Genomic DNA, 17014 nt, shown 5'->3' with positions numbered 1-17014 from the left:
GAGCGGGAGAAGCGGGGAGAAGAGGGGAGGGATCTCAGAACGGATAGTCGGCGATGTCCGGGCGGACGGTGACCCACTGGGTCTCGGTGAACGCCTCGATGTTGGCGGCTGCGCCCCCGAACCGGGAGCCGGTGCCCGACGCCTTGACGCCGCCGAAGGGGGCGTTGGGCTCGTCGCCCACGGTCTGCTCGTTGATGTGGATCTTGCCGGAGTCGATCCGGTCGGCGAGCTTCATGGCCGTGCCGACGTCACCGAGGATGCCGACGGACAACCCGTACTCGCAGTCGTCGACGATGCGGGCCGCCTCCTCGAGCGTGGAGAAGCCGATGACGGGGGCGACGGGGCCGAAGATCTCCTCCCGCCACGCCGGCATGTCGGTGGTCAGGCCGGTGAGCACGGTGGCGCGGTAGCAGGCGCCGTCGATCTCGCCGCCCGCGGCGACCTTCGCGCCGGCGGCCACGCTGTCGGTGACGATGCCGTGCACCCGCTCCAGTTGGCGGCGGTCGATGAGCGGGCCGAGCGCCACGTCCTCGCGCGCCGGGTCGCCGACGGGCAGCGCCTCGGCCTTCGCGGCGAGCACCGCGGTGTACTCGTCGACCAGCGACTCGTGCACGATGTGCCGGCCGGTCGTCATGCAGATCTGGCCCTGGTGCAGATACGAGCCGAACGCGCCGGCGGACGCGGCCTTGCGCACATCGGCGCCGGGCAGCACGACCAGCGCGTTGTTGCCGCCCAGTTCCAGATGGGCCCGCTTCAGCAGCCGGCCTGCCTGCTCGCCGATCGCCCGGCCGACCGGCGTGGAGCCGGTGAAGGAGACGACCCGGACCTCGGGGGCCTCGACGACCGCCCGGCCGACCGAGCCGTCGCCCGGCAGCAGGTGGAGGACGCCGGCGGGGAGCCCGGCCTCCTCGAAGATCCGGGCGATGACGACACCTCCGCTCACCGCCGTGCGCGGATCCGGCTTCAGCAGCACGGCGTTGCCGAGGGCGAGCGCGGGGGCGACCGAGCGCAGGCCGAGGATGAGCGGGAAGTTGAAGGGCGCTATCACGCTGACGACACCGGCCGGACGGCGGCGCACGAGCGACCAGCGGGCCTCCTCGGAGGTGAGCACCTCGCCCTGCGGGTGCGTCGGCAGCCCCGCGCACTCGAAGCACTCGCCGATCGCGAGCCCCGCCTCGAAGCCGGCCTTCGACCGGACCGAGCCGGCCTCGCGCACCAGCCAGTCCTCCACCTCGGCGGCGTGCTCGGTGAACAGCTCGCCCGCGCGGCGCAGTACGGCGGCCCGCTGCTGCGGCGAGGTCGCCGCCCAGGCACGCTGGGCCTCGGACGCCCGGGCGGCGGCGCGCCCGACGTCCTCGGGGGCGGCGAGTCCCACGGTGCCGAGCCGGTCACCGGTCGCCGGCTCGACCACCGGGTGCTCGGCGGGGGAGTCCTGCCAGCCGTCGCTGAAGTACTTCCCGCCCCAGACGTCGCTGTCCAGGAATGTCATCGGCTTCCCCTCCATCGGGATCGTCGGATGCCGAACGCCTCAGCGGCTCCGGGCGTTCGGCGGGTCGGTCGGGTTCAGGGAGGTCAGGACGGTGTGGTGAGCGCGGTGTCCACCTGGATCAGCCGCGGTCCGTCGGGCTGTTCGGCGAGCGCGGCACGCAGTTCCGCCACGCCGCCGACGTGCCGGGCGCGCACCCCGTAGCCATCCGCGATGCGGGTGAAGTCCAGCCCCGGGATGTCCAGGCCCGGGGCGTCGGGCACACCGAGCAGACCGCCGAACCAGCGCAGCGCCCCGTACGTGCCGTTGCGCAGCAGGACGACGGTCAGCGGGACCCGGTGCTGGGCGGCCGTCCACAGGGCGGTGATGCCGTAGTTGGCCGAGCCGTCGCCGATCACGCCGACGACGGGGCGGCCGGGCTGCCCCATGGCGACGCCGACCGCGCCGGGCAGCCCGAAGCCGAGCCCGCCGGCCGCCGGGAAGTAGTAGGAACCCGGCCGGCGCAGGTCCATCTGGCGCCACCACGAGGAGTTGGTGGACGTCGACTCGACGACGTACGCGGTGTCGCCGGGGAGTTCGTCGCGCAGCGCGGCGAAGACCTGCTCGGGGTGGAGCGCCGGCCCCTCGGCGGTGAGCGGCTCGGGCACCGGCCGGAAGGGACCGGCCGGCGCGGCGGGGGCCCGCAGGGTCTTCAGCAGCAGCTCGACGACCGCGCCCGGGTCGGCGACCAGCGCCTCGCCCATCGGCGCCCGCGCGGCGGCCGAGGCGTCCTCCGTCACCTGGACGAGCCGGGTGCCCTCGGGCAGATAACGGCCCGGCAGGTACTCGTGGTAGCGGAACACCGGCGCGCCCAGCACGAGCACCAGGTCGTGGCCCTCGAAGGCCCGCGCGACGGGCGCGATGCCGGCCGGCAGCACGCCCCGGAAGAGCGGGTGCCGGTTGGGGAAGGGCAGCCGGAACTGCGAGGGGGCCGCCCACACCGGACCGCCCAGGCGCTCCGCCAGCCGCACCGCGTCGTCGAACAGGCCCGCCGAGTCGATGTCCCCGCCGAGCACCAGCGCGGGCCGCCGGGCGGCGGTGACCCGCTCGGCGAGCCAGCGGCTCTGCTCCGCGTTCGGCACCGAGGCCCGCCGCACCTCGCGGTCGAGGACGGCCGGGGCGTTGTCGCCCGCCTCGGCGGACCAGTCGTCGTAGGGGACCGACAGGTACGTCGGCCGGCGCTGGAGCCGCGCCTCGAAGACGGCCTGCGCGAGGGCCCGCGGGACGTCCTCGGCGCAGGCGGGCTCGGCGGCCCAGCCGACCAGCGGCTTCATCAGGGCCGGGGCGTCGACGCTGGCCAGGTTGGCCTCCGGGCCGACGGCGGGCCGCACCTGCTGCCCGGCCACGACCACGAGCGGGGTGCGGGAGGCCACGGCGTTCGTCAGCGCGCCCATCGCGTTCCCGGAGCCCGAGGCTGCGTGCAGGTTGACCAGCACCGGACGCCCGGTCGCCTGGGCGTACCCGTCGGCCATCCCGACGACGGCTCCCTCGTGCAGACCGAGGACGTAGCGGAAGCCGTCGGGCAGGTCGGCGAGGAAGGGCAGCTCGTTGGAGCCGGGATTCCCGAACACGGTGGTGAGGCCCTGGCGCTCCAGGAACTCGTGGGAGACACGACGCACGGATGGCACGGACGTTCCTTTCGAAGTGACGTCCGACACGCTAGGCACCCCGCGACATGGGCACCAATAAATGTTTCGCGGCCTCGATATAGAGTCGCTCTATATGGGGAGCTTCGATCTCAACCTGGCCCGCGTCTTCGTGCTGCTGTACGAGACCGGCAGCGTCACGGCCACCGCCGAGACGCTGCACGTCACCCAGCCCACCGTCAGCTACAGCCTGGCCAAGCTCCGCCGCCACTTCGACGACGAGCTGTTCCGCCGCACCGGACGCGGGCTGACCCCGACGGCCGGGGCCCGGCGGCTGTACGACCCGTTGCAGCGCGCCCTCGCCGACATCGACGGAACGGTCCGGCAGGCCGACGCCTTCGACCCCGAGACGATGTCGGGCCGCTTCACCATCGCCCTGTCCGACCTCGGCGAGGCGACCCTGCTGCCGAGGCTCCTCGCCGCGGCGCGCGAGCGGGCGCCGGGGGTCTCCTTCACGGTGCGCCCCTTCGACGTGGAGGACGCGGAGAGCCATCTGCGCCGCGGCGACCTCGACGCGTTCGTGGCCACGCCTGTGCTGACCTCGCACATGACCGTGCGCATCCCGCTCTTCCAGGAGCGGTACGTCCTGATGGTCGCCGCCGACCACCCCAGGGTCAGGGGCGACGCGGTCACCCCGGAGCAGCTCGCGGCCGAGCACCACGCGACGGTGTTCGGGCCGAGCGGCCATGTGACGCCCCGTGCCGCACTGGCCGCGCAGGGGCTGCTCGACCGGGTGGTCGTGGACGCCACCCGCTTCTCGATGCTGCCCTACCTGCTGGAGCAGACCGACCTGATCGCCATCGTCCCCGAGTTCGTCGGGGAGGTCTTCACCGCCTCCCACCGCCTGCGGCTCGTACGGCTCCCGTTCGAGACGGAGCCGATCGAGGTGGCCCTGTACGCCCGCCACGAGTCCTCGCGCAGCCCGGCGCAGCGGTGGCTGGTGCGGTTCATGGCTCAGGTGCTGGGGGAGCAGGTGAGCCCGGCCCAGCTCCCGCCGACGACGGCCCGCTGAGGCTCGCCGGCAAGCTCTTTGACGCTCCGTCAAGCGCTCTGCCGGAGAATAGAGTTGAGGGCACGCTGCCACAGCGTGTTTGCCGCCGGGGTGGCGGGCAAGGCGGAGTCCATGAGCGATCCGAACAAGACGACGAACCAGAAGTCCGGCAGCGCCCGGACGGCCGAGTCCAAGGCCCGCGGCGCCGCGGACCGGGCGACGGAACCCGCCGCGAAGGCCGCCGGCGCAGCCACCGGCAAGGCGTCTGACGCGACGTCAGCGGCGAAGGCGGGCGCCGAGCGTTCGGCGCAGGCCGCGAGCGGGGCGATGCAGACGGCTGCCAAGGGCGTCGAGGCCGGCCGCAAGGCCGTCATCACCACCTCGGGGCACGTCGCCACCACGGCGAAGACGGCGTGGACGGTCGTCTCCCAGCGCAGGCTCGTCGCCGCGGGTGTCGGCGCCGGCCTCACCGCGCTGAGCGCCGCCTCGTACGCGATGGGACGCCGAGCGGGCCGCCACACGCACGGCCCCCTCACCCGGCTCACCGGCGGCCGCATCTGACACCGGCCGGGCGGCACGTGCCGCATCCGGGCGTCGGCGCCGACGTGCCCCGGCAGGCAGCCGGGGCACGGCCGTCGCGGCGCACCCGGGGTCATGACGTGCGCCGAGGTCCGCCCGTACTCCCCGGACAGGGGAAGATGGGTACCGCGAGCGAATGCATGACCGATGCGGAGGAGTGGGCGCATGCAGCACGACCGAGCCGGCAAGCCGGCCGGCCCCGAGGACCTGATCGACGTCGCCAGGCTGGTGACGTCCTACTACGCCCTGCACCCGGACCCCGCCGAGCCCGCCCAGCGCGTGGCCTTCGGCACGTCCGGGCATCGCGGGTCGTCCCTCGCGGCGGCCTTCAACGAGGACCACATCGCCGCGACCAGCCAGGCCATCTGCGAGTACCGCAAGGCCCAGGGGACGACCGGCCCGCTCTTCCTCGGCGCCGACACCCACGCGCTGTCCGAGCCGGCGAGGGTCACCGCGTTGGAGGTGTTCGCGGCCAACGACGTCACCGTCCTCATCGACTCCGCGGACGGCTACACCCCGACCCCGGCGGTCTCCCACGCCATCCTCACCCACAACCGGGGCCGCACCTCGGGCCTCGCCGACGGCGTGGTCGTGACCCCCTCGCACAACCCGCCCGCCGACGGCGGCTTCAAGTACAACCCGCCGAACGGCGGCCCCGCGGGTTCGGACGCCACCTCCTGGATCCAGGACCGGGCCAACGAGATCATCGCCGCCGGACTGAAGGACGTCCGGCGCGTCCCCTACGCGCGGGCGCTCGCCGCGCCCGGCACCGGACGCCACGACTTCCTCGACCGGTACGTCTCCGACCTGCCGAGCGTGCTGGACCTGGACGCGATCAGGTCGTCCGGGGTGCGCATCGGCGCCGACCCGCTGGGCGGCGCCTCCGTCGCGTACTGGGGCCGGATCGCCGAGCAGCACGGCATCGACCTGACCGTGGTCAATCCGCTGACCGACCCCACCTGGCGGTTCATGACGCTGGACTGGGACGGCAAGATCCGCATGGACTGCTCGTCGCCGCACGCGATGGCCTCCCTCATCGAGCGGCGCGACCGCTTCACCATCGCCACCGGCAACGACGCCGACGCCGACCGGCACGGCATCGTCACCCCCGACGCCGGGCTGATGAACCCCAACCACTACCTGGCCACCGCCATCGCCTACCTCTACGCCCACCGCACCGAGTGGCCCGCCGACGCGGGCGTGGGCAAGACGCTGGTGTCCTCCGGCATGATCGACCGGGTCGCCGCGGACCTCGGGCGGCGGCTGGTCGAGGTGCCCGTCGGGTTCAAGTGGTTCGTGGACGGCCTCGTCGGCGGCACGCTCGGCTTCGGCGGCGAGGAGTCCGCCGGCGCCTCCTTCCTGCGCCGGGACGGCTCCGTGTGGACCACGGACAAGGACGGCATCATCCTGGCCCTGCTCGCCTCCGAGATCACCGCCGTCACCGGCAAGACCCCGTCCGAGCACTACGCCGCCCTCACCGCCCGCTTCGGCGAGCCCGCCTACGCCCGCATCGACGCGCCCGCCACCCGCGAGGAGAAGGCCCGCCTGGCCAAGCTGTCCCCCGCCCAGGTCACCGCCGACACCCTCGCCGGGGAACCGGTCACCGCCGTCCTCACCGAGGCGCCGGGCAACGGCGCGGCCATCGGCGGCATCAAGGTGACCACCGAGAACGCCTGGTTCGCGGCGCGCCCCTCCGGCACCGAGGACGTCTACAAGATCTACGGCGAGTCGTTCCTCGGCGCCGACCACCTCCGGCAGGTGCAGGAGGAGGCCAAGTCCGTCGTCCTCGGCGCCCTGGGCGGCTGACACCCGTGCCCCGCGGCCCCCGGTCCGGTCAGTCCCGGCCGGCCCGGGGGAGCGCCACGGTCAGTCCGCGGATCTCGTAGCCGCCGATCGCCTCCTGGAAGCCCGCGCGCGGCCTGCCGGTCATCCGCAGGCCGTCCAGGGCGAACAGGCGGCTGAGGAACACATCGGTCTCCAGCAGGGCGATGTGCGCGCCGGGACACTTGTGCGGTCCGTCGCCGAAGGAGAGCCCCGCGCCGACGTCCGGCACCCGGCCGGGCCGGACCAGCAGGGGATCGTCGCCGACGGCCCTGGGATCGGCGTTGGCGTGGTCCAGCAGGATCTCGACGTGCTCACCCGGACACACCGTCACGGGCCCGTCCGGCGAGTCCAGCAGAAGCTCCTCGGTGGCCCGGCGGCGCAGTTGTCCCACCACCGGCTCCAGCCGCAGCAGCTCCTGGAGGACGGCCAGGCGCCCGGCCTCGTCCGCCGAGCGGTAGCGGCCGAGCAGTCCGGCGTCCGTGAACAGGTGCCAGGCGGCCAGACACACGAACTCGCGTGTGGTGACCATCCCGGCCGCGGCGAACGTCAGGCACTCGCCGAGGATCTCCGCGTCCGAACACCCCTCCGCGATCAGGTGGGAGATCAGGTCGTCGTGCTCCCGGCGGCGGTGCGCGCGGATCGCGGGACGCACGTCGGCGAGGTGGACGCGCAGCCAGTTGGTGTTCTGCCGCAGGAACCAGTAGAGACCGCGCACACTCGTCAGACCCGGCTCACCGAACTCCTCCGGGAAGAACCGCTCCAGCCGGCGACGGATCCCCGGCCTGCCGTACCGCAGGCCGACGACCTCGCTCACCACGCCGATGGCCAGCTCGAAGGCCAGGTCGGACAGCGGGGCCTCACCCGCCGCGCGCAGGACCGCCACCTGCTCCTCGGCGATGCGGACCATCAGCCCGCGGTAGTGCTCGTCGACCCGGCGCGGGGTGAAGAAGCGCGCGGTCTGCCGGCGGTGTTCCCGGTGCTCGGGGCCGTCCCGGTAGAGCACGGGGCGGCGGATGCGCGGCGGCAGCTTCTCGACCGTCTCGACGCCGAGTCCGGCCTGCACCGTGCCGGGGGCGCGCAGCACCGCACGCGCCACGGCATGGTCGTGCACCCGCCACGTCCCGTCGTCGGCGCGGCTGACCGGACACGCCGGCCGCTCCCGCCCCCGGTCGGCCTTGCGCGCGGATTCCTTCCCGTCGTGCACCAGCGGGCCCTCCGTGTCCGGGTGCCACACGGTCTGCCGACCGCCCGGCGTCTGCGTCGAGCTCACAGGATCGTGCACCCGCCGGTGCGCCGACCACCCCTGGAAACAGGCGAGTCGAGGCGTCCGGTGCGTCGACGGCACGGCGCGCGCCCGCTCGCGTGCCCGCACCGCCGGCGCAGCCGGGTGTGCGACTGGACCGGTCGGGGGACGTGGCCGGTCAGGCCGTCCGGCCCCGCGTCGTGCCGGGTTCGCCGGCGAGCGGGACCGCGGCGGTCGTGCGCTTGCCGACCGGTTCCCTGCGCACCTCGAACGTCTCGCAGACGGCCATGACGATCTCCAGCCCGTGCCGGCCGATCCGCCCGGGGTCCGAGGCCTCGGGCACCGGCAGGACCGGATCGCTGTCCCACACGCTCACCTCGACCCGGTCCTCGGCCACCACCAGGTCGACCAGGGACGGTCCGGGCGCGTACTTGCAGGCGTTCGTCAGCAGCTCGCTCACCACGAGCTGCACCACGTCCACCGTCCGGTCGGACACGGGAACGTGCCGGTCCGCCCGCAGGCGCGTCAGGAAGTCTCGGGCCAGCTCCCGTCCCCGGGCGATGTCACCAGGCCTGCCCTCGTACTTCTCCGACACTCTGACCAGCGTCTTCTCAAGCTGGTCCCCGTTTTGGGCAGCCCCGTCCATCCGATCCGCCCTCTTCCTGAGCCTTGACCGTTACGCCAGCCGTCTACCCCGAAATCCGGGAACCATCGAACCCGGCCGTCCTATTCGGTGGGTGTTCCCGAGGATGCGCACGGTGACGTACCGCCGACCCCTGTGCCCTCCCGCCGGACGGGGGCCCCGCCCGTCCGAGTCCGGCGTGGGAGGCGGGTTCATCCGCGCACCTGGGGGAACCTGGCCGATGGACCGTATCGGAAGGCTGTGAGGGTCGTGACGTCACGCTGGGCGGGCCCCCGGGAGGGCGACGGACCAGGGCGGGGCGGAGCGCACGACGCCCTCCGTCCCGACTTCGCCCGCGCCGTCCTCCACGACCTCGGCGCCGGTGTCCTCACCCTCGACCCGTCCGGCCGGATCACCTCGGTGAACCCGTGGGCCGAGAAGCTGCTGGGGCGGTCGGCGGCGGACATGACGGGGCAGGACGCCCACGACCTGCTGCACCGCTACGCCGACGGCAGCCCCGTGCCCCGTGAGCGGTGCGCGCTGCGCAACGCCCTCGCCGGCGTGGCCGCCGAGCAGGGGAGCGACGAGTACTTCCAGCGCGCCGACGGCACCACCGTGCCGATCATCTGGTCGGCCACCCCCCTGGTCACCGGCGGCCGGCGGGAAGGGCTCGTCCTCGTCTTCCACGACTTCAGCCTGCACCGCAGCGCCGCCCAGGAGGCCGAGGCGCGTACCGCGGCCCTGGAGAGCCTCACCACCCGGTTGCACCTGGTCGCCGAGATCTCCACCGTGCTCGTGCCCACCGAGCGCACCTCCGTCACGATCCGCCGCCTCCTGCGGCTGCTGGTCCCGGAACTGGGCCAGTGGGCCGCGGTCGACATCCAGTCCGGACGGTCGGACACCCTGGAACGGGTCGCCGTCCGCAGCAGCACCCACCCGCACCGCGCCCGGCGCCTGCGGGGCCCGGTGACCGCGCTGCCGGAGCGGTCGCGGGCGGCACTGAACCGGCTGGTCAACGGGGACCGGCCCGTCCCGCTGACCGCCGAGGAACTGCTGCACGACCCCGCGACCCCGCTCGCGGCCACCCACCGCGTCCTGTTCGAGCGGCTCGGCGGACACACGGCCGTCGTCGTCCCCCTGCGCACCCGGCAACGGTCCTACGGCCTGCTCACCGTGGCCCGCGCCGGCGACGCCCCCGCCCCCACCGACGCCGAGATCGCCCTGCTGGCCGACATCGGCCGCCGCGTCGGCCTGGTCATGGACAACGCCCGGCTCTACCACGAGCAGCAGAACGTCGCCGAGACCATGCAGCGACAGCTCCTCACCCCCCTCCCGCAGGTCGACCACGTCCGCATGTCCGCCCGCTACTGGCCCGCCGAGAGCGCCATGGAGATCGGCGGCGACTGGTACGACGCCTTCCTGCTCGGCGACGGGGTGATGGCCCTGGTCATCGGGGACGTCGTCGGGCACGATCTGCAGGCCGCCGCCCACATGGCGGAGGTCCGCAACATGCTCCGCGCCCTCGCCTGGGACCACCAGGAGCCGCCCAGCGTGATCATGCACCGCCTCGACGAGGCCGTGACCAACACCAGCGACGCCCCCATGGCCACGCTGATCTTCGCCCGCGTCGAGGGCCCCGAGGGCGGGCCGTGGCACCTCCACTGGGTCAACGCCGGTCACCCGCCGCCCCTGCTGATCCTGCCCGACGGCGGCACCCGCTACCTGGAGGGCGGCCACGGCCCGCTGATCGGCATGAGCGCCACCCTGCGCCTCGGACTGCACTGGCCCGACGCCCGGGAGGAACTCCCGCCGGAGAGCATCCTCCTGCTCTACACCGACGGCCTGGTGGAGAGCCGTGACCGCCCGATCGACCTCGGCATGGCCAAGCTCCGCCATCACGCGAGCGTGCTGGCGCGCCGGATGAAGCAGTGGAGCGTCGACGAGTTCTGCGACGAACTGCTGGCCCGGATCGCGCCGCGCGGCGACGACGTGGCCCTGCTCGCGCTGCGCCTGCCCGCCGCGGGAGTGGGCGCCCCCGGCGACACGGCACCGCCCCCGCCGGACCAGTCCGCGCAGAGCGAGGCCGCTCCCGACCGGTCCGCCCCCGGCTCCCGCCGTCAGCGCCCCGAGGTCGTCGATCCGACACACGGGGACCAGGACGAGTAGCGGCCCAAGTCCTCGTGCCCGGCGGCCGATCGGGGCTCCGCCGCCGGGGGTGTGGAGCGGTGCTCTCCAGGACGGCGGCCGGAGCCGGCACCACCGATTCCCCGGCCCCGCACCGCGCGTGCAGCCGCAGCACGCCGGTCCGCCCGTCGGCGGAGGTGCTGACGCCCGAACTCCCGGTCGTACACCCGCATCGCGGCGATCTCCCGCGAGTGCGTGTCCCGGCTCATCTCCGTGATCCTCGGCCCGGCCAGCGGGAGGGCGAGGGCGAGCAGGGCGAGGACCGACACGCAGAGCGTGGCGAGCGGATGCCTCTGCGCGGGCCGCAGCAGCGCCGTCCAGATCCGGCCGCCGCCGTCGCCCCGCATCCGCCGGGGGGCCTTGCGGCGCTCCGCCCGGCGCAGGACCCGGCGCTCCGCCCGCTTCCCGAGCACCGTCAGCAGCGCGAGCAGGCCACCACCGCCCGGCCCGACGTGGCCGCCGCCGGCTCCACCAGTGCCTCGGTGCTCGGCCGGGGCCGACCACCGCGATCGACGACAACGTCGGCGGCAGCGGCACCGCGGCCATGACGACCGACCCGATCCTCTCGGAGAGCGCCAGGTCCTCACCGCGCCGCTCGTCGACCCCCTTGCTGACCGACGGGCTCCCGGTCTCCTCCAGCAGCGGCCGGGGATGCGCCTCCTGGACGGCGGCGGTCTGCGTCGGCAGCGCGTCCACCTCGTCCCGCGCCGCGGCCGCGGCCGCAGGTCCGTCCGGGGCACCCGAACGGGCGGAGGTCGACACCTGCTCGGTGGAGCGGCGCCGCGCTCCACGTGTCCCTCGGCGGCCATGGCCTCGGCGCGGCCGGTCTCGCCGACGCGGTGGTCCGCCGTCCGGGCACTGTTCGTGCCGACGGCCACACCGGTCGCCAGGCTCCGGCGTGCCATGCGCACCGTCATTGATGTCATGCCCGAAAGCCTTGCCGTGCAGGGGAGTTGACGGACAGAGGTGTCCGGCTGAACCTGGCGTCCACCGGTCGGTGGACCGGCACGGTGGGGCAGGCCCCCGGCCCTGTGCGCGGCCCGGCCCGGCGGCCCCGTTCACCCGGCTGAGCGCCCTGAGTGGTGGAAGACGAGCGGCTGGCTGACGGTAATTCACGTCAGGGCCGGGTCCCCTCAGCTGACGTCGTATCGGCTGCCCGGCCGTGGCGGAAGGAATCTCAGATGCGCTCTGCTCGCACTCTCCTGGCCACAGCGGCGACCTCCGCCGTTCTCGTCCTCGGCGCCCCCGGCGCCTACGCGGCCGGTGGCGACTGGAACCACGACGACTCTTCCTACAGCAAGGAGCAGGACCACGGAAGCAAGCAGGACGGCCCGCGCGGCGGGATGCACACGGGCGGCGGCGCGCTGACCCTCACCCCCTCGGGTGACTGGGGCGGCTCCGGCGAGAAGGAGAAGGAGGGCGACTCCGGCGAGAAGGGCGACTCCCGCGAGAACGGCGGCCGTGAGGGCGACGAGTCCCGTGAGAACGGTGGCCGTGAGGGCGACTCGTCCCGCGAGAACGGCGAGCACGAGGGCCCGCGCGGCGGGATGCACACCGGTGGCGGCGCGCTGACCCTCACCCCCTCGGGTGACTGGGGCGGCTCCGGCGAGAAGGAGGGGGACTCCGGCGAGAAGGGCGACTCCCGCGAGAACGGCGGCCGTGAGGGCGACGAGTCCCGTGAGAACGGTGGCCGTGAGGGCGACGAGTCCCGCGAGAACGGTGGCCGTGAGGGTGACTCGTCCCGCGAGAACGGCGAGCACGAGGGCCCGCGCGGCGGGATGCACACCGGTGGCGGCGCGCTGACCGTGACCAACGAGGGCGACTGGGGCGGCTCGGGCTCCGGCAGCGGTGAGGGCGGCAAGTCCTGGGGCGGCGGCGAGCAGGAGAAGCCCCGCGGTGGCATGCACACCGGCGGCGGCGGCCTCTCCCAGCAGGGCGCGACCGCGGGCGGGCTGGCCGTCCTGGCCGTGGCCGCGACCGGTCTGTACGCCGCGCGCCGCAGGAAGTCGGCTCACGGCGCGGCCTGAGCCGTGCCGGGCGCGATAGCAGTCGGGCCGCCACCCGCGTACCGCGTGGCGGCCCGGCTCGCGTCCCGCCCGCCCCGCCCGCCCTGCTGCCGTGCCCAAGTGAGGTGGTCCTCGATGGCAGTCCCCCCTTCGCCCCCCGCCGGTGACACACCGGCCCCGTCCGGTTCCCGCGGCGGCCTGATGGTGCTGTGCGCCGTCGCCCTCCTGGTCCTCGCCATGAGCCTGCTCGGCGGACGCGACACCTCGGCGGACTCCTCCCGCCCGCCGGTGACCACGCGGGCCGGCGCCTCGGCCCCGTCCGCCCCGTCCGCCCCGGCCGCCGCCACCCCGGCGACGGACCTGCCCCGCTCGCGGCCCGAGCGCCTGCTGATCCCGGAGATCTCGGTCGACGCCCCCTTCACCGACCTGGCCATCGGCGCCAACCAGCAGCTCCAGGCCCCGCCCCCCGACGACATCAACCTCGTCGGCTGGTACGCCAAGGGAGCCTCCCCGGGGGAGACCGGCACCTCGATCATCGCCGGGCACGTGGACACCTCGACGTCCGCGGCCGTCTTCGCCCGCCTCTCCGAACTGGAGAAGGGCGACGTCTTCCACGTCGAACGCGCCGACGGCCGCACCGCGTCCTTCGTGGTCGACAGCGTGGAGACCTTCGACAAGGACAACTTCCCCAGCAGCCGCGTGTACGACGACGTGGACCGCCCCGAGGTGCGCCTCATCACCTGCGCGGGCGACTACGACCGCAAGGTCCGGGACTACACCGACAACCTCGTGGTCTTCGCGCACCTCGCCTGACCCGCCCCGGCCCCGCGCGTGGGTCACTCGCCCAGTGCACACGACTCGCGTGCCCGTCGGGGCGGGCACAGGATCGAGTCACGCTGGCGTCGCATCACCGCGGCCGACGTTCCGTTCCGCTCCCGCGAAGGAGATGTGCGCAGGATGACCATCACGTCCACCCCTGCTTCCGAACCGCTGACGCGACAGGCGTCGCACCGTGTGTCCCAGTCCGTGTTCGACGGCTCCAGGCTCCGTGTCGTCCTGCTGGTGGACGTCAACGACGGCGCCCAGCAGCAGTTCCTCGAGACCTACGAGCAACTGCGCAGCCATGTCGAGTCCGTCCCCGGGCACGTCAGCGAGCAGCTCTGCCAGTCCATCGAGAATCCGTCCCAGTGGCTCATCACCAGCGAGTGGGAGAGCGCCCCGCCGTTCCTCGACTGGGTGAGCAGCGAGGAACACGTGCGGATGGTCAAGCCGCTGCACAGCTGTGTACGGGACACCCGGTCGCTCCGCTTCCACGTCGTCCGCGAGACGGGCGCCCCGGTGGCCGGCGCCGAGTTCGGCATGGGCAGCCTGCAGACCTCGCCCCGCGTCGGCGACGGCGTGATCCGCCACGCGCTCACGTTCACGGTGGAGCCCGGCAGCGAGGAGATGGTCGCCAAGATCCTCGCCGACTACGCCGCCCCCGAGCCGCAGGTCGACGCCGGGACTCGGCTGCTGCGCACCTCCCTGTTCATGCACGGCAACCGCGTGGTGCGGGCCATCGAGGTGCGCGGCGACCTGCTCGCCGCACTGCGGCACGTGGCCCAGCAGCCCGAGGTGCGGGCCGTCGAGGAGGCCATCAACCCGTACCTGGAGCAGGACCGGGACCTCAGCGACCCCGAGTCGGCCCGGGTCTTCTACACGCGGGCCGCGCTGCCCGCCGTCCACCACGTGACGGCGGGGCAGGAGGAGCCGGCGGCGGAACGCCACGCGCTGTCGTACCCGGCCCGGCCGGGGTGCGGCATGAGGCTGGCCCGGCTGCTCGCCCAGCGGGACGAGGCCGCGGCGGACGACCCGCGCAGCCCGGTCCTGCGCAGCACGATCTTCCAGCGCGACGACGTCGTGATCCGGCTGATCGACGTACGCGGCGGAGCCGACGGCTGCGACCCGGCGGTCTTCCTCGGCCTGCCCGACGCCGCCCAGGCGGCCGAACTCACCACCCTCCTGGAGTCCCCGGCCGTAGAGGACGAGGACGAGGACGCGGGCGACGACCTGGCCCGTGCCCTGCGCGGCGCCCGGATGGTCCCCGTCACCGACCGCCGCTCGCCCGAAGCCTGAGACGAGGCACCGGGGCGGCAACGCCATCGGCCGCCGGACCGCGAGTGCGCGGTCCGGCGGCCGATGTCTTGCGCCGGCCCGGGGGCCGGGTCAGCGGGGCACGGTGCAGTCGAACGCGTGCAGGTAGGCGTTGACCGGGCGGATGTCGTCGATGACGAGGCCCGCTTCGGTCAGCCGGCCGACCATGCTGTCGGTGGTGTGCTTGGCACCGCCGACGTTGAGGAGGAGCAGCAGGTCCATCGCGGTGCTGAACCGCATCGACGGGGAGTCGTCGACGAGGTTCTCGATGACGACGACGCGCGCCCCGGGGCCGCCCGCCTCGGAGACGTTGCGCAGGGCGCGGGCGGTGCTGGCGTCGTCCCACTCCAGGATGTTCTTGATGATGTACACGTCGGCCTGTACGGGGATGGCCTCACGGCAGTCGCCCGGCACGATGCGCACCCGGTCCGCGAGCGAACCGCCCTCGCGCAGCCGCGGGTCGGCGTTCTCCACCACGCGCGGCAGGTCGAGCAGGGTGCCGTGCATCGACGGGTACTTCTCCAGCAGGCTCGCCACCACGTGGCCCTGCCCGCCGCCGATGTCCGCGACCGACGAGCTCCCCGACAGGTCGAGGAGTGCCGCGACGTCCTCGGCCGACTGCCGGCTGGAGGTCGTCATGGCCCGGTTGAAGACCTCGGCCGACTCGGGGGCGTCCTCGTTGAGGTAGGTGAAGAACTCCTTGCCGTACAGGTCCTCGACGACGTTGTGGCCGGTGCGTACGGCCTCGTCGAGGCGGGGCCAGGCGTCCCAGGTCCACGGCTCGGTGCACCACAGGGTGATGTACCGCAGGCTGTGCGGGTCGTCCTCGCGCAGCAGCCGGGACATGTCGGTGTGGGCGAACGTGCCGTCCTTGCGCTCGGCGAAGACGCCGTAGCAGGTCAGGGCGCGCAGCAGCCGGCGCAGGGGCCGGGGCTCGGTCTTCACCGCGGCGGCGAGGTCCTCCGCGGTCATGGGCGTCTCGCCGAGGGCGTCGGGGACGCCGAGCCGGGCGGCGGCGCGGAGGGCGGCGGCACACGCCGCCCCGAACACGAGCTCCCTCAGCCGCATCGGCGGGGGAGGGGCGGTCTGTGCGGTCGTCATGTGCCGCTTTCCTTCCTTCTACTGTCCACGGGTGGCTACGGGCGGGGTGTCAGCACAGCCCCGCGGGCTTGGAGGCCGTGCACGAGTTGCCGCTGAAGACGTTGCTCTTGTCGGTCTCCGTGCTGACGAGGTCGGCAGGCTTGTTGTCGCGCAGCCTGTTGCCCTTGACCTCGTTCTTCTGGCCGGTGACGCCGACCATGCTCTTGAACAGGACGATCCCGCCGGACAGCGGGGAGGTGCCGGAGTGGCCCTCGACCCTGTTGTCCGCGACCAGCACCTTCTCCGTGCCGGTCAGGACGATGCCGGAACCCTGGAGGGCGGGCAGCCGCTCGGTCTTCGGGCAGGACTTGTTGTTGCCCACGACGAGGTTGTCGCGTACGACGAGGTCGCCGGCCTTGGGCTTGTTCTCGTCGCCGACCACGAACACGCCCGCGCAGTTGCCGGTGATGTAGTTCTCCGCGACGGCGAGGTTGCGCAGGCGCCGGACGGTGACGCCGATCCGGTTGCCCTCGAGCCGGTTGTGCGCGACGACCGTGCCCCGGGTGTCCTTGGCGCCCTCCTCGGCCGTGATCGTGTTGGCGATGAAGATGCCCGCGTCGCCGTTGTCCCGGGCGGCGTTGGCCCGGAAGACGCCGTGCAGCGAGGACTCCTGGGAGATGCCCCACACGCCGTTCTTGACCGCCGAGACATTGCGGACGGTCAGCCCGTCGGTGGCGGCGGAGTACACGCCGCTGCGGGAGAAGCCGGTCACCGTCAGGGAGGCGACGGTGACGCCCTTGACCTTCTTGTCCTTCGTGCCGACCACGCAGATGCCGTTGCCGCCCTTGGCGCAGGTGTCGGTGGCCTTCTTGGTGCTCGGCTTGATGACCGTGTGGCGGCCCATGCCGCGCAGGGTGAGACCGGGGGTACTCACCGTGACGCTCTCGTGGTAGGTGCCGGCGGTGACGAAGACGGTGTCGCCCGCCTTGGCGGCGTTCACCGCCTTCTGGATCGATTCTCCGGGGTGGACCACGTGGCTGCGGTGGACGGCACCCGCCGGAGCCGCTCCCAGACCCGTGGCGAACATCGCTGCGGTGCACACGAGGTACACGACATGGCTTTTCTTCATATTGGGCACGTTATGCCCTGATAGTTCCGGCGCGAGGACCATGAGCCATCCG

14 protein-coding genes are annotated in these 17014 nt (G+C 73.5%); 7 read left to right on the top strand and 7 right to left on the bottom strand.

Going from position 1 to position 17014, the window contains the following annotated elements; translation table 11 throughout:
- Positions 1 to 34: 34 nt before the first annotated feature.
- Together ACH499_RS23270 and mdlC are read right to left on the bottom strand one after the other, a co-directional pair.
- Positions 35 to 1489 carry a benzaldehyde dehydrogenase gene (locus tag ACH499_RS23270; RefSeq protein ID WP_399018042.1) on the bottom strand — a complete coding sequence of 485 codons (1455 nt, stop codon included), beginning with the start codon at positions 1487 to 1489 and terminating at the stop codon, positions 35 to 37.
- 83 nt (positions 1490 to 1572) lie between these two features.
- Positions 1573 to 3153: a benzoylformate decarboxylase gene (mdlC, locus tag ACH499_RS23265; protein ID WP_399018040.1), complete on the bottom strand. Its 1581-nt coding sequence runs from the start codon at positions 3151 to 3153 to the stop codon at positions 1573 to 1575.
- A gap of 94 nt (positions 3154 to 3247) precedes the next feature.
- Between mdlC and ACH499_RS23260 the strand changes: the two genes are divergently transcribed.
- The 3 genes from ACH499_RS23260 to pgm all read left to right on the top strand — a co-directional run bounded on the left by ACH499_RS23260 (position 3248) and on the right by pgm (position 6547).
- On the top strand, positions 3248 to 4183 hold the full coding sequence (locus ACH499_RS23260) for a LysR family transcriptional regulator (RefSeq protein ID WP_356200396.1): 936 nt from the start codon (positions 3248 to 3250) through the stop codon (positions 4181 to 4183).
- Between the two features lie 111 nt (positions 4184 to 4294).
- Positions 4295 to 4723, top strand: coding sequence for a hypothetical protein (locus ACH499_RS23255; protein ID WP_399018038.1), 429 nt, complete (start codon positions 4295 to 4297; stop codon positions 4721 to 4723).
- A 183-nt stretch (positions 4724 to 4906) separates the two neighbouring features.
- Positions 4907 to 6547, top strand: coding sequence for a phosphoglucomutase (alpha-D-glucose-1,6-bisphosphate-dependent) (pgm, locus tag ACH499_RS23250; RefSeq protein ID WP_399018036.1), 1641 nt, complete (start codon positions 4907 to 4909; stop codon positions 6545 to 6547).
- Positions 6548 to 6575: 28 nt separating this feature from the next.
- Here the strand turns inward: pgm and ACH499_RS23245 are convergent, their stop codons facing one another.
- The gene (locus tag ACH499_RS23245) at positions 6576 to 7772 is read right to left on the bottom strand and encodes a cytochrome P450 (RefSeq protein ID WP_356200634.1); all 1197 of its coding nucleotides are present in this window, start codon (positions 7770 to 7772) and stop codon (positions 6576 to 6578) included.
- A 214-nt stretch (positions 7773 to 7986) separates the two neighbouring features.
- Positions 7987 to 8454 carry an ATP-binding protein gene (locus ACH499_RS23240; protein ID WP_399018034.1) on the bottom strand — a complete coding sequence of 156 codons (468 nt, stop codon included), beginning with the start codon at positions 8452 to 8454 and terminating at the stop codon, positions 7987 to 7989.
- A gap of 246 nt (positions 8455 to 8700) precedes the next feature.
- Between ACH499_RS23240 and ACH499_RS23235 the strand changes: the two genes are divergently transcribed.
- Positions 8701 to 10596: a SpoIIE family protein phosphatase gene (locus ACH499_RS23235; RefSeq protein ID WP_399018032.1), complete on the top strand. Its 1896-nt coding sequence runs from the start codon at positions 8701 to 8703 to the stop codon at positions 10594 to 10596.
- Here ACH499_RS23235 and ACH499_RS23230 read toward each other — a convergent pair.
- Positions 10548 to 11027 (bottom strand): hypothetical protein, encoded by a 480-nt coding sequence (locus tag ACH499_RS23230; RefSeq protein WP_399018029.1) that lies wholly within the window; start codon positions 11025 to 11027, stop codon positions 10548 to 10550. The two genes, ACH499_RS23235 and ACH499_RS23230, sit on opposite strands and share 49 nt — an antisense overlap.
- A 768-nt stretch (positions 11028 to 11795) precedes the next feature.
- Here ACH499_RS23230 and ACH499_RS23225 point away from each other — a divergent pair.
- From ACH499_RS23225 to ACH499_RS23215, 3 genes are all read left to right on the top strand, one after another.
- The gene (locus tag ACH499_RS23225; RefSeq protein ID WP_399018027.1) at positions 11796 to 12641 is read left to right on the top strand and encodes a hypothetical protein; all 846 of its coding nucleotides are present in this window, start codon (positions 11796 to 11798) and stop codon (positions 12639 to 12641) included.
- Positions 12642 to 12755: 114 nt separating this feature from the next.
- Positions 12756 to 13433: a class F sortase gene (locus ACH499_RS23220; RefSeq protein ID WP_356200408.1), complete on the top strand. Its 678-nt coding sequence runs from the start codon at positions 12756 to 12758 to the stop codon at positions 13431 to 13433.
- A 144-nt stretch (positions 13434 to 13577) separates the two neighbouring features.
- Entirely contained in the window at positions 13578 to 14735 is a 1158-nt protein-coding gene (locus tag ACH499_RS23215) for a SchA/CurD-like domain-containing protein (protein ID WP_356200409.1), read from the top strand.
- A 90-nt stretch (positions 14736 to 14825) separates the two neighbouring features.
- On the opposite strand, the gene ACH499_RS23210 is transcribed toward ACH499_RS23215, so the two are convergent.
- Together ACH499_RS23210 and ACH499_RS23205 are read right to left on the bottom strand one after the other, a co-directional pair.
- The gene (locus ACH499_RS23210) at positions 14826 to 15854 is read right to left on the bottom strand and encodes a methyltransferase (RefSeq protein WP_356200410.1); all 1029 of its coding nucleotides are present in this window, start codon (positions 15852 to 15854) and stop codon (positions 14826 to 14828) included.
- A 49-nt stretch (positions 15855 to 15903) separates the two neighbouring features.
- Positions 15904 to 16962, bottom strand: a complete 1059-nt coding sequence (locus tag ACH499_RS23205) for a right-handed parallel beta-helix repeat-containing protein (protein WP_356200412.1) — start codon at positions 16960 to 16962, stop codon at positions 15904 to 15906.
- Between the last annotated feature and the right edge of the window lie 52 nt (positions 16963 to 17014).

It is taken from the genome of Streptomyces sp. NPDC018947 (assembly GCF_044390505.1).
In the GTDB taxonomy this organism is placed as follows: domain Bacteria; phylum Actinomycetota; class Actinomycetes; order Streptomycetales; family Streptomycetaceae; genus Streptomyces.
Note: the sequence above shows the minus strand (reverse complement) of the source record. Positions and strands in the feature narration are given on the sequence as shown.